This window comes from Pseudovibrio sp. JE062, from assembly GCF_000156235.1.
Taxonomy (GTDB): Bacteria; Pseudomonadota; Alphaproteobacteria; order Rhizobiales; family Stappiaceae; genus Pseudovibrio.
In genome coordinates this window covers 37,565-57,261 of the sequence record NZ_DS996806.1, presented here as the reverse complement: position 1 = coordinate 57,261, position 19,697 = coordinate 37,565, and the positions used below count along the sequence as shown (strand labels likewise).

Annotated in this window: 15 protein-coding genes and 1 tRNA gene; 2 read left to right on the top strand and 14 right to left on the bottom strand. The window is 51.5% G+C overall.

Features of this window, described 5'->3' with window-relative positions; translation table 11 throughout:
- Positions 1 to 95 precede the first annotated feature (95 nt).
- The 11 genes from PJE062_RS04630 to PJE062_RS04585 form a co-directional block, all read right to left on the bottom strand.
- Positions 96 to 725 carry a hypothetical protein gene (locus PJE062_RS04630; RefSeq protein WP_008547669.1) on the bottom strand — a complete coding sequence of 210 codons (630 nt, stop codon included), beginning with the start codon at positions 723 to 725 and terminating at the stop codon, positions 96 to 98.
- Between the two features lie 312 nt (positions 726 to 1,037).
- Positions 1,038 to 1,646, bottom strand: a complete 609-nt coding sequence (locus PJE062_RS04625) for a GNAT family N-acetyltransferase (protein WP_008547408.1) — start codon at positions 1,644 to 1,646, stop codon at positions 1,038 to 1,040.
- 94 nt (positions 1,647 to 1,740) lie between these two features.
- On the bottom strand, positions 1,741 to 3,915 hold the full coding sequence (gene flhA / locus PJE062_RS04620) for a flagellar biosynthesis protein FlhA (protein ID WP_008547817.1): 2,175 nt from the start codon (positions 3,913 to 3,915) through the stop codon (positions 1,741 to 1,743).
- 19 nt (positions 3,916 to 3,934) lie between these two features.
- Complete coding sequence (locus PJE062_RS04615) at positions 3,935 to 5,308, bottom strand: sigma-54 dependent transcriptional regulator (protein WP_008547472.1); 1,374 nt, start codon at positions 5,306 to 5,308, stop codon at positions 3,935 to 3,937.
- A 31-nt stretch (positions 5,309 to 5,339) separates the two neighbouring features.
- On the bottom strand, positions 5,340 to 5,675 hold the full coding sequence (gene fliN / locus PJE062_RS04610; RefSeq protein ID WP_008547601.1) for a flagellar motor switch protein FliN: 336 nt from the start codon (positions 5,673 to 5,675) through the stop codon (positions 5,340 to 5,342).
- 61 nt (positions 5,676 to 5,736) lie between these two features.
- Complete coding sequence (locus tag PJE062_RS04605; RefSeq protein WP_008547785.1) at positions 5,737 to 6,417, bottom strand: FliH/SctL family protein; 681 nt, start codon at positions 6,415 to 6,417, stop codon at positions 5,737 to 5,739.
- Between the two features lie 36 nt (positions 6,418 to 6,453).
- Positions 6,454 to 7,518, bottom strand: a complete 1,065-nt coding sequence (locus tag PJE062_RS04600; RefSeq protein ID WP_008547484.1) for a flagellar motor switch protein FliG — start codon at positions 7,516 to 7,518, stop codon at positions 6,454 to 6,456.
- Position 7,519: 1 nt separating this feature from the next.
- A complete protein-coding gene (gene fliF, locus PJE062_RS04595; RefSeq protein WP_083793211.1) occupies positions 7,520 to 9,169 on the bottom strand; it encodes a flagellar basal-body MS-ring/collar protein FliF in 1,650 nt (549 codons plus the stop codon).
- A 408-nt stretch (positions 9,170 to 9,577) separates the two neighbouring features.
- Entirely contained in the window at positions 9,578 to 9,856 is a 279-nt protein-coding gene (locus PJE062_RS25950) for a DUF1153 domain-containing protein (RefSeq protein WP_054784903.1), read from the bottom strand.
- Positions 9,857 to 9,981: 125 nt separating this feature from the next.
- Positions 9,982 to 10,638 (bottom strand): flagellar hook assembly protein FlgD, encoded by a 657-nt coding sequence (locus PJE062_RS04590; RefSeq protein WP_008547458.1) that lies wholly within the window; start codon positions 10,636 to 10,638, stop codon positions 9,982 to 9,984.
- 22 nt (positions 10,639 to 10,660) lie between these two features.
- Complete coding sequence (locus PJE062_RS04585; RefSeq protein WP_008548167.1) at positions 10,661 to 13,018, bottom strand: flagellar hook-length control protein FliK; 2,358 nt, start codon at positions 13,016 to 13,018, stop codon at positions 10,661 to 10,663.
- 459 nt (positions 13,019 to 13,477) lie between these two features.
- Between PJE062_RS04585 and mnmA the strand changes: the two genes are divergently transcribed.
- Both mnmA and PJE062_RS04575 read left to right on the top strand, forming a co-directional pair.
- Positions 13,478 to 14,680 (top strand): tRNA 2-thiouridine(34) synthase MnmA, encoded by a 1,203-nt coding sequence (mnmA, locus tag PJE062_RS04580; protein ID WP_008548118.1) that lies wholly within the window; start codon positions 13,478 to 13,480, stop codon positions 14,678 to 14,680.
- A gap of 359 nt (positions 14,681 to 15,039) precedes the next feature.
- Positions 15,040 to 15,116 (top strand) — tRNA-Met (locus PJE062_RS04575).
- Between the two features lie 386 nt (positions 15,117 to 15,502).
- Here the strand turns inward: PJE062_RS04575 and PJE062_RS04570 are convergent.
- The 3 genes from PJE062_RS04570 to PJE062_RS04560 all read right to left on the bottom strand — a co-directional run bounded on the left by PJE062_RS04570 (position 15,503) and on the right by PJE062_RS04560 (position 19,696).
- Complete coding sequence (locus PJE062_RS04570) at positions 15,503 to 15,775, bottom strand: hypothetical protein (protein ID WP_037036092.1); 273 nt, start codon at positions 15,773 to 15,775, stop codon at positions 15,503 to 15,505.
- Positions 15,775 to 16,335, bottom strand: a complete 561-nt coding sequence (locus PJE062_RS04565; protein WP_198136822.1) for a PH domain-containing protein — start codon at positions 16,333 to 16,335, stop codon at positions 15,775 to 15,777. Before PJE062_RS04565 ends, PJE062_RS04570 begins: the two co-directional genes overlap by 1 nt.
- 187 nt (positions 16,336 to 16,522) lie before the next feature.
- Positions 16,523 to 19,696 carry an efflux RND transporter permease subunit gene (locus tag PJE062_RS04560; protein WP_008548103.1) on the bottom strand — a complete coding sequence of 1,058 codons (3,174 nt, stop codon included), beginning with the start codon at positions 19,694 to 19,696 and terminating at the stop codon, positions 16,523 to 16,525.
- Position 19,697: the final 1 nt, after the last annotated feature.

The following is a 19,697-nucleotide window of genomic DNA, read 5'->3' as shown; positions in this document are numbered from 1 at the left end:
AGCAAAAGAGAGGCATCTGCCTCGTATCTCCGAACAGTGAAAACGGTCTTCGGATAAAGATACGAAAACTGATTTAGGTGCCTCTCATAAAAGCGTTACCCGGCAAACGGGTTGGCATAAAGAGCCAGCGCGACAAGGCCAACAGCACCAATAACCGCGCCCATCAGCAATCCGCAGAACAGGATAAACATATCCCTCGCCTTATTTGGCTTAGCTGCAACTGCTTTGCCTGATGTATCCTGCTTCAGCTGATCCAGCTTTTTGCCACTGGGCACATCCTGCTGGCGAATGCGGTTCAGCATCCAATCCGCTTCCAACGCACGCTCTTTCTCGATGATCCGCTCTGCAATGTACTCAGTAATGCAGTCCGCCATATCGTCGATATCAGCAGTTTCCAGCAGAACCATCCGGCCCAGACGGGTTTCCTTCACAAAGCGATAGGAATGGCGGTCACGGCCCATTAGCACGTGGCTGGTCATGTCGATCCAGAGACGAGGCTGAGTGCCCGGAACAATCTGGAAGGAAAACTGATCATCATCTTCAGGAACTTCCTTGAACACATCAATCAGCTCTTCGCTGAGCAGTTCAAGGCGGGCCTTCTCACTCTCTTGCAGGCTCACAACAACGTCAGTCCGTTCCATCTCCGCAACACGAACTTTGCGAATGCTATCTCTCAGTGACCGTACCTTCTCATGAGGCACAACGTTGTCATGTAGCTCAGACATGGCAGCTCCCGAATATCCGGCTGAACTCACCCCGTTTCAACCGCACCCCAACCTACGTACAACCAATCATGTAAAGTGCAGCCCTCACACATCTTCCACGATTAATCAAAGGTACATGGTAAAAGGAAACTAACACATCCTAGATAAAACTCTAATGAAACCTCACTAACTGTCCCGTTTTGGGGCAGTTTTCCAATACCAAGCCTGCGCAGGCTCTGCGGCACAACACTCAGGTTGTGCCAGCAAATCATCACAAGTTGATACCAGTGCATCGACAACCTTCAAAACGGCGATGCAGCAACCTGTTCTGTTCTATGACAAAAACGGAACATGAGGAGCACTAGCCGGGCTCAAAACACCGAGTACACGTGGATCATCTGCCACTTCAATTGCGCGTTTGAACGGCTTAAATCCGCTGCGAATATAAAACTGCAGCGCCTGTGGGCTATCCCCTGTGCAAGTATGCAGCCAGAAGCGCTTCACCGTTGGACGGGAGAAAGCTTGTGTAATGGCATGATTCATCAGCCAACGCCCGGCACCACCGCCAACAGCCTCCGGCACAAGGCCGAAGTAACTCAGAGTAACTTCATCTTCCTTGGCAACGTTCAGCTCCACCATGCCAACAGGTTCACCATCCTTCATCGCAAAGTAGAACTCATTGGTCGGCTTGTTGAGTGTCGCTTCCAGCTCTTCATCACTCATGACGAGACGAGCAAACCATAGCCACGGCTCACCAACACGCCTGAAGAGCTTGCGATACGTCTCAGGGTCGATCTTATCTGCCTGTTGAAGCGACAGATCAGGGCGATCAATCAGTTTGAGCGCAGGTTTCTCCAACATTTCCAGATGCGTCACAACAGTTGCGATTTTGCCTTCCGGCAAGTCTGTGTATCCATCAAGGTCCAGTTGAATATGCGCCATGTCACTCTCTCAAATTAGGAATAAACAACGCTCTTTGGGTAACGGGAAGATATGAAGGCCGCAAGTGTGCCGATCTCACGAAACACTTGAGATCCTAGATGGTTGCCACTGTTTTCAGGCGTGCCCGCGGATGAACCTCGTTCTGGCTCATCACAAACGTATGCGCTCTGAAGCGCTCAACGATAGAGCGAACGAACGGACGGGATTGCGCAGAACACAAGAGAACGGGCACTTCACCCTGATTGGCCGCAGCATCATAAGCATCGCGCACCAGACCAACAAACTCCTGCAGCTTGGACGGTGCCATCGCCAGTTGGCGGTCATCGCCATCCCCGATGATGCTCTCAAGGAATGCAGATTCCCACTGAGGACTCAGGCTGATCAGTGGCAGATACCCACCCGGTGCCTGATTGGCTGCACAGATCTGACGAGCCAGACGCGTGCGTACATGCTCAGCAATCGCATTCGGGTTACGTGTAGAGCCGATAGCTTCTGCAATACCTTCAAGAATGGTGCCGAGATCACGAATGGAAATCCGCTCTTCCAGCAGCGCCTGAAGCACGCGCTGAATACCGGAGATGGAAATCTGGGTTGGAACGATGTCCTCAACCAGCTTCGACTGCTCCTCATCCAGCTTCTTCAACAGAACCTGAACATCAGCATAGGTGAGCAACTCGGAAATGTGTGACTTGATTGTTTCTGTCAGGTGTGTGGAGATCACTGTCGCCGGATCAACCACCGTGTAACCCAGCAGGTTCGCTTCCTCACGATACTGCGCCTCAACCCAGGTCGCAGGCAGGCCAAAGGTCGGCTCAGTGGTATGCGTTCCCGGCAAGCGCACCTGCCCACCGGCGGGATCCATAACCATAAACTGGTTCGGGAACAGCGAACCGCCACCGGCATCCACTTCCTTCACCTTGATCATATAGTCATTCGCGCCCAGCTGGATGTTATCCAGAATACGCACGGATGGCATAATCACGCCCATATCAGAGGCAATCTGGCGGCGAAGAGCCTTAATCTGCTCGGTAACCTGATCCGTTTCCTGCTTGTTACGGCCATTGATGATTGGCAGCAGCGCATAGCCCAGCTCAATGCGCAGCACGTCCATCTTCAGGCTATCAGAGATTGGCGCTTCCTGAGGCTCTTCCGGCGCTTCAGCTTCCACCTGAGCAGCCACTTCCTCCGCCTTCTCAATCGCCTGCCGCTTACTCGCCTGCCGTGCCATGTAACCAGCAGCACCAGCAAGAGCCAGAAACGGGATCATAGGCATCCCTGGCAGGAACGACAGAACCACCATCACAAACGCGGACATGCCAAGCGCTTTTGGATAGCCCGTAAACTGCGTAACAAGCGCTTTATCCGCTGCGCCTTCAACACCTGCTTTGGAAACCAGAATACCCGCAGCGGTAGAAACGATAAGCGCCGGGATCTGGGAGACCAGACCATCACCAATTGTCAGCAGCGTGTAGTTCTCAGCAGCCTGCGCAAAAGTCAGGTTCTGCTGCATCACACCAATAACGATGCCGCCAATCACGTTGATAAACGTGATCATCAGACCGGCAATCGCATCACCACGAACGAACTTGGAAGCACCATCCATGGAGCCAAAGAAGGTGGATTCCGCTTCCAGTTCCTTACGGCGGGTGCGTGCTGTTTCTTCATCGATCAGACCTGCACCCAGATCCGCATCAATCGCCATCTGCTTACCGGGCATCGCATCCAGCGTAAAGCGGGCGGAAACCTCGGCAATACGTCCGGAACCCTTTGTAATAACGATGAAGTTCACAATCACGAGGATCGCAAAGACGATAATCCCGATGACAAAATTACCGCCCATAACAAAGCTGCCGAACGCAGCAATCACGTTACCAGCAGCATCTGCCCCCTCATGACCATGTGACAGGATCAGACGCGTTGACGCCATGTTCAGCGCCAATCGCAACATGGTCGCAATCAGCAAAACTGTCGGAAAAGCAGAGAATTCAAGGGGTTTCTGAATGAACAAGCCCACCATAAGGATCATCACGGAAAAGATGATCGAGATCGCAAGGAACATGTCCAGAAGCATCGCAGGCATCGGAACGATGAGCATCACAAGGATAACCATCACACCTGCTGCAAGACCCAAGTCGCCCTGTTTTATGGCAACCCAAAGGTCTCGGAAAAAGGTGGTGTTACCAGCAGCACCTAGACCGGGCACGCCAGCAGCCGCAGGAGTGCTGTTGCCTCCCCCTTGAGCTGCTTGTGTGTTTGTCTCTTCAGACATTCTCGTGCCCTACCCGTTCTTACGCGTCTGCGGTGCCGGCGCGCGCTTCGCCCGGGCCTGGAACTTCAACACCCTCTTTGGTGTAAAGGTTCAGCTTGTTACGCAATGTGCGGATCGAAATACCGAGGATCTTTGCCGCATGGGTCCGGTTCCCCAGACAGTGATCCAGCGTATCCAGAATGAGATCACGCTCCACATCAGCGACTGTACGCCCAACCATGTTGCGCGAAGCTGCTTCCGCCGCATGCGCCGCGCGTGCTGCCGTCTGTTGACCAGCGCCCATGGCAATTGGAGACCCATCCGGCATACGGATCGCATCTGCATCAATCTCAGCGCCAGAGGAAAGCAGAACAGCGCGGTGCATGGTGTTTTCCAGCTCGCGCACGTTGCCTTTCCATTGGTTTGCCAGCAGCAACTGGCGCCCTTCCTGAGAGATTGGTAGCGGCTTGGTGCCATTGGCTTTCGCATAAATCTCAACGAAATGGCTCGCCAGCTCCAGAATATCCGCAGGTCGCTCCCGCAGTGCAGGAAGCTTCAGGTTCACCACATTCAGGCGATACAGCAAATCCTCGCGGAACGTGCCAGCACGCACTTCCTCAGCCAGATCACGGTTGGACGTTGCGATAATACGAATATCAACCGGCACAGGACGGCTACCGCCAACACGATCGATCACCCGCTCCTGAATAGCGCGCAGCAACTTGGCTTGCAGACGGACATCCATTTCAGAAATCTCATCCAGCATCAACGTGCCGCCATTGGCCTCTTCAAACTTACCAACACGGCGCGCCACAGCCCCGGTAAACGCCCCCTTCTCATGACCGAACAGCTCGGACTCCAGAAGATGCTCAGGAATGGCAGCACAGTTGATAGAGATGAACGGCTTATCAGCGCGGTTGGACTTGCTGTGCAGGAAGCGGGAAATCACTTCCTTACCACTACCGGATTCACCAGTGATCAGCACAGACGCATCAGAAGGCGCGACCTGTTCAGCCAGCTTGATCACACTCGCCATAGCTGCGTCGCGATAGATCAGATCTTCGCGCTCTTCGGTAACAGCAGCCAGAACAGCAGCAATCAGCTCAGGATCCGGTGGCAGTGGAATGTACTCTTTCGCACCAGCCCGGATAGCAGATACCGCGGCGCGCGCATCCGTTCCCAACCCGCACGCTACGAGTGGCACATGAATACGTTCGCGCTCTGTCAGCTCCACCAGCTGGCCAATATCTTCGTTGACATCCACCATGAGAAGATCTGCACCCTGACCGGAGCGCAAAACTTTCATAGCCTCAGGAGTGCCTGGCGCATGAGTGACCGACGCCCCACGCTCCATAGCGATCTTGGTTGCGGTCGTCAGCTGGCCGCCAAGCGTTCCAACGATCAAGAGCCGCATGTCAGTTCCTTTCCACTACGCCCCATGCCCCTTACTTATCCGCCTTGATAATTTCGGTCATGGTGACACCAAGCTTATCTTCCACCAGCACAACTTCGCCGCGAGCAATAAGCCTGTTATTCACGTAAACGTCTATGGCCTCGCCAACCTTCCGGTCAAGCTCCATAACAATTCCGGTATCTAGATGCAGGAGGTCAGACACTTTCATCTTTGTATGCCCAAGCACAGCCGCCAGCTGCACCGGAACATCAAAAACTGCTTCCAGATCCTCGGCAGCCTTTACACCGCCACCGCCATCTTCATCCGTTCCAGCGCGCTGGGTACTCTGGTGTTGGTCCAGCACCATGCCCTGTTCATCACTGCTCATAATCAACCTTTCTGATCCGGCACCGGCCTTAAACCGTTCCAATCATAGGCAAAAACTAAAATCACTCAGCCCAACTGGCCCGCTCACGGGCATCAAAGTGAGATTTTATGACTTGTTCAATATGCTCAACCGTCTTGCGACGATCACGAATAATTCCACCATCCGGCCATTCAATCCGGCAATCACCGCGAGACATGCTCTCAGACTTCACAACATGCACTTTGCCTTCAAAGCTGCTGTTCAGAACAAGGCCCTCAACCATCTCTTCCAATGCGTGCGTATCTTCTGTCGGCACTTCAATGAGGATCTGAGGGATCTTGCGCAGCGGTGCCAGGCATTCGGACAGCAGCGCCACCACTTCAGCCAAAGGCTCCCGCGCGATCAGATGACTGCAAAGGCGGCGCGCAATCAAAAAGCACATGCTCACAAGGTTCTGCTCTTGTGCTCGAAGCTGGTTCTCAAGATCACCAAGCGCCACTTCCAGCCGCTCTCGCAGAACAATAAGCTCTTCCTGTGCGCTCAGCTTCTGCTGCTCAGCAATCGCCTGCCGCGCCTGCATCTCACCACGAGCGAAAGCCGCTTCTTCCGCCGCCTTCAAAATCTGTTGGTGCTCAGCAATTGTAATCGTTGGCTCTGGTGGAGGCGCATCTTCAACAACAGCAGCAGCCTCAACCTCATCGATGGATTTGGTATCAAACAGAAAACGCTGACGAACTGCGCCCTGAGGCATAACCGTAACCATCAGCAAGCCTCCTGAAACAGCAGAGAAAAGGAAAGATTAGTAGACAAGCTCGTCCTCCCCTTTCTTTTTATTGATGGTGATTTCGCCAGCAGCAGCCAGATCTTTCGCTTTCAACACAAGACCGTTCTGCGCTTCATCCACCTCACGAAGGCGAACTGGTCCCATATTGTCCATGTCTTCCTGCAGCATCTTCGCAGCACGGGCCGACATGTTGGCCGTGAAGAACGCGACAGCAGTCTCAGAAGCCCCTTTCAGCGCCATCGCCAGCTGATCCTTCTCCACATTGCGTAGCAAAGTCTGACAGGCACCAGAGTCCAGTTTGAGCAAATCCTCGAAGGTGAACATCAGATTGCGGATACGCTCGGCAGACTCGCGGCTATCTTCTTCAAGCGCTGCCAGGAAACGACCTTCCGTCTGTCTGTCGAAGTTGTTGAAGATGTCTGCCATCATCTCATGGCTATCACGACGGCTGGTCTGAGACAGGTTCGACATGAACTCAATACGAAGCGTCTGTTCAACCTTCTCCAGAATGTCCTTCTGAATAGATTCCATACGCAGCATGCGATTCACAACATCCAAGGCCAGCTCTTCATTGAGCAGCGCCAGAACGCGGGCAGCATGATCACTCTGGATTTTGGAAAGAACCACCGCAATGGTCTGCGGATATTCGTTCTTCAGATAGTTCGCCAACACGTTTTCCGGAACGTTGGAGAGCTTCTCCCACATGTTACGGCCAGCAGGACCACGGATCTCTTCCATGATTATCGCAACGCGATCAGAAGGCAGGAACGAGTTCAGCAACCGCTCAGTCACGTCTACGTTGCCGTTCAGCGCACCACGGGTTGAAAGACGCTTCAGAAAATCAACAAACAGCTCTTCCAGCATGGTCGGCGTCACAGGACCAAGGCTCGCCATAGCGCTGGAAACCTGACGGACTTCAATCTCGTCAAGCCCGTCCCAGATCGCTTTGCCGTACTCCTGCCCAAGCGCCAAAAGCAGAACGGCTGCCCGTTCTGCTCCACCAAGCTCTCGTTCTGCCACTTCAGAGGTAACAGCTAAAGCCGTTTCTGTGATCTCGTGTGCGCCAATCTCCTCACTCATCTTATGCGGCCTCGTTCAGCCAACCGCGAACGATGTTGACCGCTTCGCTTGGAGAATCTTCAATCATTTCACTTATCTGTTTAATAGAGCTCTGGTGGAGAGCCGCCTGCATCTTGGCATCTTCGATCCACTCAGCTGTTGGGATTTCAGTTGGAACCGCTTCCATCTCTCCCACAATGCCTTCAACCTGCGCAGGGCTTTCGGTAACCAGCGTACCATCCGGCAGCATCTGTACACCGCCGCCTTCAATGGCTGCTTCAGGCTCGTCATCCTTGGCAAGGATACGCTTCATCAGCGGAGACACTGCAAAAATCAGCAGCAGAACGGTAATCACGAACAGAACACCCAGCTCTGCAAACTTCATGATGTCAGCGCGAGTGAAGTCAAACAATCCGCCTTCGCCATCAGCGAAGTCCGACAGCGGCGCTTCCACAAAGCGCATGTTCACCACTTCAACGGTGTCACCACGATGCTTGCTGAAGCCAACAGCAGTACGCACGAGAGTAGCAATCTGTTCCAACTCTTCTCTGCTGCGCGGCTGATAGGTCTGCGTGCCATCTTCACTGGTGGTGTACGTACCATCAACCAGAACAGCTACAGACAAACGCTCCAGACCGCCGGCCTCATAGATTTCTGTCACAGTACTCTTGGAGATCTCATAGTTCAGGATCTCTTCGGAAACATTGGAGGAGTCTTTGGAACCTGCTGAGCTTCCTGCAGCATCCGCATTTGGCAGTTGGTTGCCAACAGAAACAGTGTCTTCCCCATTAGTGGAGGACGCATTCTCTTCTTTACTTTGAGAAGAACGCAGCACCTGCCCATCAGGGTCAAACAGCTCTTGCGTTTCAGTTTTGCGGTTATAGTTGATTTCCGCAGCAACCCGCACCCGCGCGCGACCTGTTCCAACAACGTTATTTAGGATCTCTTCAACCTGTTGCCGCAGGCGGGACTCCATAGTCAAACGTCGCTCGTCCAGAGAAGAACCGCCAGCAAGACCTTCTTTATCGCCGGTTCCGCTGGCAAGCAGTGTGCCGCGCTCATCAACGATAGAAACATAAGAAGGCTCCAGCCCTTCAACCGCAGTTGCAACCAGATGCTGAATAGCGCGGATCTGACCGTTAGTCAGAGACCCCTGCACTTTAATTGCAATAGAAGCTGTTGGCGGTTCACGGTCTCGTTGGAACAGTTGTTTTTCAGGGATCACCAGATGAACGCGCGCGGATGCAATTCGGCCAATGCTTCTGATTGTTCTGGAGAGTTCACCTTCAAGAGCGCGTGTCCGGTTCAGGTTCTGCACAAAACTCGTCGCGCCAAGCGTATCGGTCTTATCGAAGATCTCGTAGCCAACACCACCACCAGATGGCAGGCCCGCTTCAGCCAGCGTCATACGAAGACGATGTACATTTTCCTGAGGAACAAGAACGCTGCGACCATTCACACCCAGCTCATAGGACACACCCTGAGATTCAACCTGGCTGACAATAGCCGCTGCATCTTCAAGAGTGAGGTCTGTAAAGAGCGGCACCATCTGCGGTGCAGTCGCGCGGACAATGATAAAGCTGAACAGGCCGATCAACAGAGCAGCCATCGCGCCCATCGCTGCCAAACGCGCGGGCCCAAGTCCTTTCAAGAAGTCAAGGATTCCACTCACAGTTGCCGCCCCGTACTTTTTAATCGCTCATTCAAAAAGCACCAGCAATACTCTCAACACCTTGGAATACGGTGTGATTTGCCCCTGATTTGCTGGTAGGTAAAAATTGCCCGCCTTAAAGTTAACAAAAGGTTAACAAAGCCCTAATAATCGGTAAACGGGAACTCTACCCACAAAGAAGCATTGTGGAATATCGCAGGAAAGGCCTTTGACTAGCCTTTTGAAGACTCGAATGAATCTTGGGCGGCCTGTTCGGCAGATTTTGCCGAAGCAGTTAAGACATCATGGTTAATGCTTAAAAATGTACAAAATGTGGCTACAACATACAAAAAGGCCGGCTGTAACAGCCGGCCTTTTCAGAACCTCAAACCTGTTTGGGCATCACGCCTTTTATTTGCCTGAAGCTTACTAGTTGCTGCGATAGTCCTGAACGCGTGTAGCGCGCAACCCGGCTAATCCATGACGATCGATCGAGTTCTGCCATGACAGAAACTCTTCAACAGTCAAAGTATACCGGTTACAGGCTTCATCTAGAGACAACAAGCCTCCACGCACAGCCGCAACCACTTCAGCTTTTCTCCTGATAACCCACCGCTTCGTAGAAGTGGGTGGAAGATCCGCTATCGTCAAAGGGCTCCCATCGGGACCGATGACGTATTTTACTCGTGAACGAATATGTTCGGTCATTCTACTCTCACACAAACCATGACCAAGCTGAGCATGAGACTAGAACAAGGCGCTTAAAATTTGGCTAAGCCCCCATCAATCTTTTGGTAAGATTCATAACCGGGAATCTTAGTGGATATTAACTACTAGAGAATTCCATTGACTCCAGTGACTTCACCCACCGGAATTTTCAGATCGCCCATATGCAAAATAATGTCGCCGGTACTGAAGTCTACGGCATCCACAGTGCCCTTCACTTCAGTCTGAACAGCGAAAGGTTCACCGTTGGCATCCTTCGTAATGATATCAATGGAATAGGCGCCATCTTCAGCTTTTGTGCCGTTTGTCGCCACACCATCCCATTCAAAGGTATTGTCGCCTTCAACCAGATCAATCTCTTTCTGATAGACCTCAGCGCCCTCACTATTCTTAATAGTAACAGTCGCCTTACCAGCAGAAACGGCATCCAGATTCCAGGATGCCTTGTCATCCTTGAGCTGAGCTGTTGAGCTTTGAGCGGTCACTTCCTTACCGATATAATTTACAAACTGACTCGCACTTTGCGTTTTGAGCTGAGTGAGCTGCTCATCCAATTTCTCTGTTGTTGCAACTTGTTGCTCAACCATCGTGTATTGAACGAGCTGATTCGTGTACTCGGACGAATCGAGCGGCTCCAGTGGATCCTGGTTTTGGATCTGTGTGGTGAGCAAAGAGATGAACAGATCAAAGTTGGCATTGATGCTGTTCTGAGCGCTTGAGCCAGAGGAGCCTGCATTCGGTGTCAGCGCGTTAATAGTAGTCATTTTCTATTTCCTCAAAACGGCATCAAACCGAAATATCCACGCCACCAGCGCGGGAACTATTATTTACTCTGTTAGAAGCGAGATAGGTGTCATCCAGAAGGTCCGCATCATCAGAAGCTCTGTCCAGCTGAGCAACGAGCGGATCACGACCATCCTGCTGATGAGCATCCTGAGAACCGCCGTCCCGATGTCCTAAAGAAAAGCGGAGCGAACTCTTATCAGCATCAATGCCAGCTTCCTGAAGCGCTTTCTCCAATCCACGTTGATCTTTCTGCAAAAGTTCAAGCGTTTCTGGACGCTCAGCAATCAGGTGCGCACGAACACGTCCGTCCTTGCCAAACTCAATAGATACATCGACAGAACCCAGCTCTTTCGGATCAAGCCTGATCTCAAACCGGTTCACACCACCACTCACCTGACGTGCAATCTCTGGCCAAACAGAGTTAGCCACATTTCTTAGAGTAGCTGTTGGCAGCGAGCCCATAGAGCGGTAAGCATTTTCAGAACGGGACGCTGTGCTGGAGATCGCCTCAGAGCTTTCCCAATTCAGCTCAGCCTCAGATCCATCCAACGGTCCTGCTGCAAGTCCCCAACCAAATGTTGTAGGAGCCGTTCCTTGCTCAGGGGCTTGTTGCACCTTCACCTGAACAACAACCGGCGCGCTTCCAGTCTTTTTATTAGTAGATGCAGTCTGCTCAACAGCCTTGCCTTGAACACTCGCTTGCTCTTCTACCTCAAAACCCGTTGCAGTTTCTGCTGCCCCTTCTGAAACAAAGACATTCTGGGTAGAGCCGCCATTGACTTTGTTATTAGCAGTCAATGGAGCCGCCGCAGTGGCAACAGAGGCCGTTCGGCTGGATTGTTCAGCAACGCGGACGTTGCTTTCAGCACCCTGCTGCACTGTTTCACCTGCTGTTTTCTGCACCTGAGCCAACTGCTCACCGTCTTTCACTGCAGCTTCAGCTTTTGCTGTCACATTAGGGAAGATGATCTGACCATCCCCCTCCTGAGATACTGGTTGCGCTGCACGCTGCTGACTTCCAACAAAACCCGGTCCAGACCGATCTGCACGTCGGACAAGAACTGGCTTCTGATCCTGCACATCACTCTCGACTAGAGCATCATCAGTGGTAACTGCAGACTGAGAATTGTCTTTTGAGAATACTGGCTGAGTTTGCGCAGGCTCATTCTGCACCTTGATACTCTTAACATCCGCAGCTTTTGCCAGTTCAGACGCTGCATCAGCCGCTACTTTTGCAGCTGGTTGAACAGTCTCCTCGGATGTTACTGCACCTTCAGCCTTTACACTAGGATGAGGTCCAAGCACTTTTGGCGCTTCAACCCGGCCCAGTTCCTGCTGCTGTTGCACTTTCCCATCTACTGCCTCTGAAGACTGCGAGGATGCACTGGTAGCGACTGTAGTTTGCACTTGCTCACCGCCAACACGACCAGCATTCACGGCATCCGCTGCACGTGCAACAAGCTCAGGGTCAACATTTGCTGCGGCATCTGTCTTCGGCAGCACAACAGGATTGATGGTTGTTTCAGCTTGAACGACCCGCACTTCAGCAGGCTTAACGGTGTCACTATCAACAGTCTCTTGAGGAGTAGCAGCTGCACCACGAGAGCTTGCAGCATCCTGCTGCCCAGTAACTCCAGCATTCTCAGCTTTAACAGCTATAGAACGAGCAGCCTCAACATCCCCGTTGGAGCCAAGCGGCAAGATCTGCCCACCACGCTCTTTAAGCGTTGCAGCTGCCAGCTCAACATCCTGCATATTCTCATTCGCAAGCGGAGCAATTTGCTCCCCCCTCGTGATTGGAGCAACAACCTCAGCAACCTGCTGTGCGTCAACAGCTGGTGCCGAAGCATTTCCTACCGCCTTAACACCACTACCTTGCTCACCACTTCCAGAAGATTTTCCAGTCACGTTCTGCGGCAGTGGTACAAACGGAGCCTTCGTACCATCAGCGACTGGCGCTACAACACCAGCGGCTATAGTTTGCCCGGCGCCCGTCCCCTGAACACCAGCAATCACGCTCAGATTTTCAGAAGCAGCCGAAACCTGTGCAGTCGCAGAAACCGAAAGATCTGCGGCCAAACCAGCAACGTCATCTTCTCCAGCCTCTTGCTGAACAAGTTCTGGATTGAGAACAGGTAGGTCTCCACCAGCGTTCAAGGCACCTGAAAACAGATCTACTGTCGTTGCAGCAGCTCCATCGCCTTCAGAAGCCTTCGCCAGAAGGTTGGAAAAAAGATCCGCATTTTGGCCAAGCACACCTTCGCCAAGCAGCGCATTACCACCCTGCCCCAAAGCAGGTCCAACAGGTGTTTGCGGCTGAACTGGGCTATTCAAACTCAGCAAGGCAGGTTGCGACATATATTCCTCAAACTACGCAGCACGTATCATCAAAAGCGATGACAAAGATATCTTGCGCGCAGATATGCAAATAGCAGGCCAGTTATATAAATCCAAATTACCCATTAATTACAACAAGATAAGCCAAATCAATCTTACACAGACAACCAAATAGCACCGACTTATTTGCCGCCTCCCGGCAACAAATGCCCAGCCTGCAAAATGCCTCAATCAAAAAGATTGGCCTTCCGTCGAGTTTTAGGTATATTCCCGCCAACTAACACGCTCAAAGCGTACGCATGCGAAGCGTTTAAAAATGAGAGTTTGCGCTTAGCCATCGCCAAAGCGCAACAAGCACTAAGCAAGCAAAAGAAACTAATCTGCACTTCGGATTTCAATGTCTCCCAAGCTTGAATTCTGCTCGTTGCATTATAGATATGGCTCTCTTTTCAAACGCGCCTACAGGATGAGGTACTTGGAATGCTAAACAGTCTTGGCCTGCCCGGCCGCCCGGAAGACACACGGGTGGTTGTTGCCATGTCAGGCGGCGTAGATTCATCAGTCGTTGCCGGACTGATGAAGCGCGAAGGCTATGATGTCGTTGGCGTCACACTGCAGCTTTACGATCATGGCGAAGCAATCCAACGCAAGGGCGCTTGCTGCGCAGGGCAGGACATCCACGATGCCCGCCGTGTTGCAGAAAAGCTTGGCATCCCACATTACGTTCTGGATTATGAGTCCCGCTTTAAAGAGCAAGTGATCGAACGCTTCGCCGACAGTTACATCAACGGCGAAACTCCAATTCCTTGTGTCACCTGTAACCAGACCGTCAAGTTCAAAGACCTACTGGAAACAGCCAAGGATCTAGGTGCGGATGTGCTCGTCACTGGCCACTATGTTCGCACAGGTATGGAAGGCAACCAGCTTGCCATGTTCCGCCCTGTCGATCTGGACCGTGACCAGAGCTACTTCCTGTTTGCCACCACACAGGAACAGCTAGACTTCCTGCGCTTCCCTCTTGGCGGCATGACAAAACCGGAAGTACGTGAACTGGCCCGAGAGTTTGATCTGGCAATCGCCGATAAGCATGACAGTCAGGACATCTGCTTTGTACCGCAAGGTCGTTACACCGATGTCATCGCCAAACTGCGCCCGCATGCAGCAGAACCAGGTGACATCGTGCACGTGGATGGCCGTGTTCTGGGCAAGCACAACGGCATTATTCATTACACCATCGGTCAACGCCGCGGCATCGGTGTTGCAACAGGCGACCCGCTCTATGTTGTCCATCTGGATGCTGATGGCCGCCGTGTGATTGTCGGTCCCAAAGAAGCCCTAGCAACACACAATCTGTTGCTGCGCGAAGTCAACTGGATTGGCCCGGGAGCTCTGGACGACCTGCCAGAAGAAGGCATCACAGTTTACGCCAAAGTGCGCTCCACTCGCCCACCAACCGAAGCAGTGCTACGTAAGAATGGTGAGAACATTCAGGTAGAGCTCGTCGCGGGTGAAATGGGCGTCGCTCCAGGTCAGGCTTGTGTCTTCTTCGATAAAGAAGGACAGGAAGCTCGCGTCCTTGGTGGCGGCTGGATCCAGCGCGCCGAAAAGCAGGAAGGCGCAGAAGCCGCTCTAAAAGCCCTGCTCGGCAAGAGCTGGGAAGCAGCGGGTTTCCCAGCAAGCTAAACTGCAAGCCAATTATGAAACAGTGGCCCCGCTTGGCATAAACACCTTGCGGGGCATTTTTATTGCCCCCACGACAACATCAGCCAGCCTTCAGTCACCGTCTTCTGAGCAAACGCAGCCTAAGAAATCCATTTGAGGAATATCGGGTTGGAAAGATTTTCGATTATTTTCGCAACTCCAAGTCACAACCGGCAGTTAAACCTCAATGAAATTGGCATTAACCCTAGGTTTTCATGGAGTTTTTCACAAGAAGGCATATTTCCACAAAACTTAGCTAAGAACGCTTGACGACACCCGTCTGGGGCCTTATACACCCCCTCACAGCGCGGCGGTCACCACCGCAACATAGCGCACCGGATGGCGGGGTAGCTCAGTTGGTTAGAGCAGCGGAATCATAATCCGCGTGTCGGGGGTTCAAGTCCCTCCCTCGCTACCATCTCTCTTTAAAAGAAGATTGAGACGACAAGGCACCGCAAGGTGTCTTTTTTGTTTTGAAAAACCAAAATTATATCAGGTAGATCGTTATGTTTGCGAGTTTTAGCTAGAGAAAAGCAGCCCCACTTAAATATGCAAAATATGCCAATTATTCATCAAAATTCTAACATGTAAGAGTCTACAACCACGTTAGACATTCTGGATGAATGCAGACATTGCAAATTGGGTGGGAATCCAAGAAAACACATTTCTAAGATTCCCTATATCTTGTTTCAAACTCCCAAAGGCCGGATGAGGGAAAAGAGCCAATAATGTGACTAACTATCACTAGCAGTTTTTTGAATGCGCCCGACGGCCTCAGTTATCCAATCGTATTATGGCTCACAATCAGTCTTTGATATGAAACTTTCTCTCAATAGCTTCCTCAACATTAAGAAAGACTTCGGTTGAATGCCATTTGTCAGTGACTATCACCGATACGACAATTACTACCAAAGCTATCACAATGCCTGATAATCCACCCATAATTGAAACAACAGCACCAATTAAAAGACCGATAGCGAGAGGAAGCCAGCCCCACAATAGCTTAATCAAAAACCCTAATGCAAAGTAGAGAACAACAGCTAATATTAGAGCACCAACAAAAATTAGATGTTCCATTATGAGGACAAGAGCTTTGCCTTCTCAACGTTGAACTCTTCTTCGCTCAATAGTCCTTTTTCCATCAGAGAAGCAAGTTTGCCAATCTTATCGTATACATCGACCTCTTGGCTTCCTTGACTGACAGGTTGTTTTCTGGCTTCGAGTGCTGCCTGAACTTTGTTCGTAAATGGCTTGACGGTCTTCTTCCAGACATTCTTGATTTCTCGATCTGTTGCACCGTCAGTGATTACAATCTCACCAAACATCAATCCGGTTTTTCCAGAAATCGCATTCACTTTATCAAGATCAACCGTTGTTTGTTTCAAGCCAAAAAGCATACCCTTATCTAAGAATATTACACGCTTATCTGTCAGCGTGATAAGCCAAGTATTTCCATCCATCAATCCTGATGTAAATGCTAATACTTGCTCTCCATCCATTAAAACTTCTGGTAGGTAGTTCAACTCTTTTTTTGTAAAGAATTGATCATCTCCCATATCAGCAGCAATTCTATTGTACTCTTCTTTTAGTTCTTTTTTGGAAGCGTTTTTATAGTCAAACATAATATTACCGACCACGTTATACTCTGAGTTCTTTCTGAACCGATTCACAATCATAGGGTGAAAATTTAATAAAAAACAACCCGATGGCAAATTCAAATTACATATATGCTCTGTTTTAATCAGCAATCACACATCTCAACTCTTTGATTAAGTAAGCTCAAAAGCTTCTAGCCTCACATAACAAAGCTGCTTTCTACTATATTCACTCCCCCGCTGCAGTAATCTCCGGCGTATCTGCCTTCACCGCCTTGGGCGATGCAATCCTCAATACAACCGCTTTCAACCGGCTGAAGTCCTCGAGGATCATCATGAAGGTTGGGATCAGGAAGAGCGTGATCAGGGTTGCAAAGAGGATGCCGAAGCCAAGCGAAACTGCTGCTGGAATGAGGAACTGGGCCTGTTCTGCGGTTTCGAAGATCATCGGAGCCAGTCCGGCAAAGGTTGTCGTTGAAGTCAGGATAACGGCACGCATGCGCTGAGTTCCTGCTGCCACCAGAGCCTGGCGGATAGGCATTCCCTTCGCACGGTTATCATTGAACGCAGAGACAAGCAGCAGACTGTCATTCACTACAATACCGCTGAGAGCAAGAATGCCGTTGATGCTGAGGATTGAGACCGGAATTCCAACAATCCAGTGCCCCATTATCGCACCTGTAATACCAAACGGAATAGCGATCATAACCACGATCGGCTGCGTGTAGGACTTCAACGGCACCGCAAGCAGAACATAGATCGCGATGATCGTGATCCCGAAGGCCGTGATCAAACCACCAATCGCTTCCCGCTGCTGCTCAACCTCTCCGCCAAAGTCGACGGCAACACCGGGAAACTTCGCCTGCAGCTGAGGCAAAAGCTCTTCGTTGAAGTAGGTGACCAGCGTATCCGCCGAGATTTCGTCTTTGTTGATCTGGGCATCCAACGTCGCAACACGCTTGCGGGAGCTGCGATAGATCTCATCAACGGTCAGATCAGAATGTAGATTGGCAACAGAAGACAAGAGGATCGGATCACCAGCAGGCGTGCGAACATAGAGCGTTTGCAGAGCGGCGGCTGAGCTACGCTGAGCCTCCGGGTAACGCACCCGCACCTTCACTTCTTGCTGATTACGCTGAAACTCCTGAATCTCCGCACCGCCAATAGCCTGAAACACCTGCTCGGAAATCGCGGAGGTCGTAAGACCAACAGAACGGCCATAGTCCGTCAGCTCAATGTTAAGGCGACCACGCACAGCCCGGAAGTCATTGGTTACAGACAAAACACCTGCCTGCGTCGCCAGCATGTCTTCCACGTATTGGCTTGCTGCAATCAGCTGATCTACATCGTCAAGCAGCAGTTCAACGCGAAAGTCCGCAAAGTCAAAGTCATCAGCTGCAAACTTGATGGTTTGAGCTCCCTCAACCGGCCCAACAAGCTTACGCCAACGTTCAGCAATCTCGTTGGAAGTGATGTTGCGCTCCAGCGGCGGCGTTGCAATCGCAAGGACCGTCACAGTGCCATCATCACTGGCTTGCATCTCGATGCCAGTGATTGGGGAGATATCGGTGTCACTCTCCGCATCAAGCTGCGCCTTCAGCTTATGCGCGGCAGCTTCAATACGGTTTGCCTCAGCAAACAAGCGGCCATACCCAAGATCAGGCTCGCCTTTGTAGGTCGCAGTCACAATCTGACGAGGGATTTCCGGGAAGAACACCACGCGCACGATGCCGGACGGCACCATGTAGACCACAGCCACAAAAAGCACCACAAAGCCCAAAGCAGACAAGTACCGCATTCTCAGGCTGAGCTTGACCATTGGACGATAAACACTCTGCTTAAACCGCTCCAACCCAGCACTTACACCATTCTGGATCACCTTCCATCCGCGGGAAAGCGGATTGTTTGGCTTTGCATTGTGTTTGAGGTGCGCCAAGTGCGCAGGTAGGATGAACTTGGACTCGATGATCGAAAAGACGAGGCAGAAAACCACCACCCAGGCAAACACAGAGAAGATCTCAGCCAAACGCCCGGTCACCAATGTGATGGGATAGAATGCAGCAATTGTTGTCAGCACACCGAAGATCGCAGGTGTAGCAACCAGCTTCACCCCTTTGATGACATTATCAATGCCATCTCCTTCCTTCTCAGTGACACTGTGTGCACTCTCCGCCACAACAATCGCATCATCCACCACGATACCGAGCGCAATGATAAAGCCAAAGGTCGTCAGCTCATTGAGCGTCATGCCCCAGAAACCATCCCCCATCAGCGCAAGCGCACCGGCAAAGGCAATCGGCAAACCCATAGCCACCCAGAAGGCAGTACGCAGGTTGAGGAAAAGCGCAAGGGTAACAAGCACAAGGCCCATACCCATGAGGCCATTTTTCAGCATCAGGGAAAGACGGTCAGAGATGTTCTCGCTCTCATCCTCCCAGAAATCGAACTGAATATTGGTCGGCAAACTACCTTCTGCCTGCACTTCATTGATGATCTCGCGAGCACGAACGGCAGCCGGAATAAGACTGGCTTTACCGATCAACTGAACACTCAGCTTTCTGGCAGGCTGTCCTTGATAGAGATAGATGGAGCGGTCATCTGTATAGGCATCTGTAATCTTGGCAACATCCTGCAATCTGACCACGGTACCATCCGTTAGCGTGATCACGGGAATGCTCTCAAAGTCCTGCAGGAAGTAGCCCTGTTTATCAGCCTTGATCAGAATGCGACCATTCTCATTCTTCAGGCTGCCCTGCTGCGAGATGAGAGAGAAGTTGCCTACCTGACGGACAAGCTCGGAGAAGCTGAGCTGATAGCGCTGCAACGCATCTTCCTGCACTTCAATGGAAATTTCCTGAGTGCGCTCACCACTAATGGTGACAGACGGGATCAGTTGATCTTCCAACAGCCGGTCTTTAATCCGGCGCGCAACCGTATCCAAAACATCAGGATCAGCATCACCAAAAATCTCAACCTGAATGGCATCTTCAATCTCTTCGGCCCGAACGACAACCGGCTTCTCGGCTGCTGACGGCAGGGATACAGCATCCACCTTCGTCTTCACATCAGAAAGCAGCTTATCAAGATCAGTTCCCGAGGACTTTTCAATGATGATCGTGGAGTTGCTTGCCGTAGATGTGCTGGTGACTTTCTTGATGCCCTCAGTACCCGTCAAAGCACGCTCGATCTTTTCCGTCACACCACGCTCAGTTTCCTGCGCAGCACCTGATTTATACTCGACAGAGATCGTAACCTGATTGGCCTCAAACCCCGGAAAACCCTCGGTTCGAATGTTCATTGCTGTGTAGACACCGGCAACAATGATGCAGACCATCAGCAGGTTTGCAGCCACCGGATTGTGCGCGAACCAGGCAATCCAGCCTTTATGAGTGTTCTGTTGCATG

Excerpts from the sequence above, each read along its gene's own strand:
- PJE062_RS04615 (WP_008547472.1), bottom strand. The coding sequence starts at position 5,308 with ATGCGGCTCTTGATCGTTGGAACGCTTGGCGGCCAGCTGACGACCGCA.
- fliN (WP_008547601.1), bottom strand. The coding sequence starts at position 5,675 with ATGAGCAGTGATGAACAGGGCATGGTGCTGGACCAACACCAGAGTACC.
- PJE062_RS04585 (WP_008548167.1), bottom strand. The coding sequence starts at position 13,018 with ATGTCGCAACCTGCCTTGCTGAGTTTGAATAGCCCAGTTCAGCCGCAA.
- PJE062_RS04630 (WP_008547669.1), bottom strand. The coding sequence starts at position 725 with ATGTCTGAGCTACATGACAACGTTGTGCCTCATGAGAAGGTACGGTCA.
- PJE062_RS04605 (WP_008547785.1), bottom strand. The coding sequence starts at position 6,417 with ATGGTTACGGTTATGCCTCAGGGCGCAGTTCGTCAGCGTTTTCTGTTT.
- PJE062_RS04590 (WP_008547458.1), bottom strand. The coding sequence starts at position 10,638 with ATGACTACTATTAACGCGCTGACACCGAATGCAGGCTCCTCTGGCTCA.
- PJE062_RS04570 (WP_037036092.1), bottom strand. The coding sequence starts at position 15,775 with ATGGAACATCTAATTTTTGTTGGTGCTCTAATATTAGCTGTTGTTCTC.
- PJE062_RS04600 (WP_008547484.1), bottom strand. The coding sequence starts at position 7,518 with ATGAGTGAGGAGATTGGCGCACACGAGATCACAGAAACGGCTTTAGCT.
- PJE062_RS04560 (WP_008548103.1), bottom strand. The coding sequence starts at position 19,696 with ATGCAACAGAACACTCATAAAGGCTGGATTGCCTGGTTCGCGCACAAT.
- PJE062_RS25950 (WP_054784903.1), bottom strand. The coding sequence starts at position 9,856 with ATGACCGAACATATTCGTTCACGAGTAAAATACGTCATCGGTCCCGAT.
- mnmA (WP_008548118.1), top strand. The coding sequence starts at position 13,478 with ATGCTAAACAGTCTTGGCCTGCCCGGCCGCCCGGAAGACACACGGGTG.
- flhA (WP_008547817.1), bottom strand. The coding sequence starts at position 3,915 with ATGTCTGAAGAGACAAACACACAAGCAGCTCAAGGGGGAGGCAACAGC.
- PJE062_RS04625 (WP_008547408.1), bottom strand. The coding sequence starts at position 1,646 with ATGGCGCATATTCAACTGGACCTTGATGGATACACAGACTTGCCGGAA.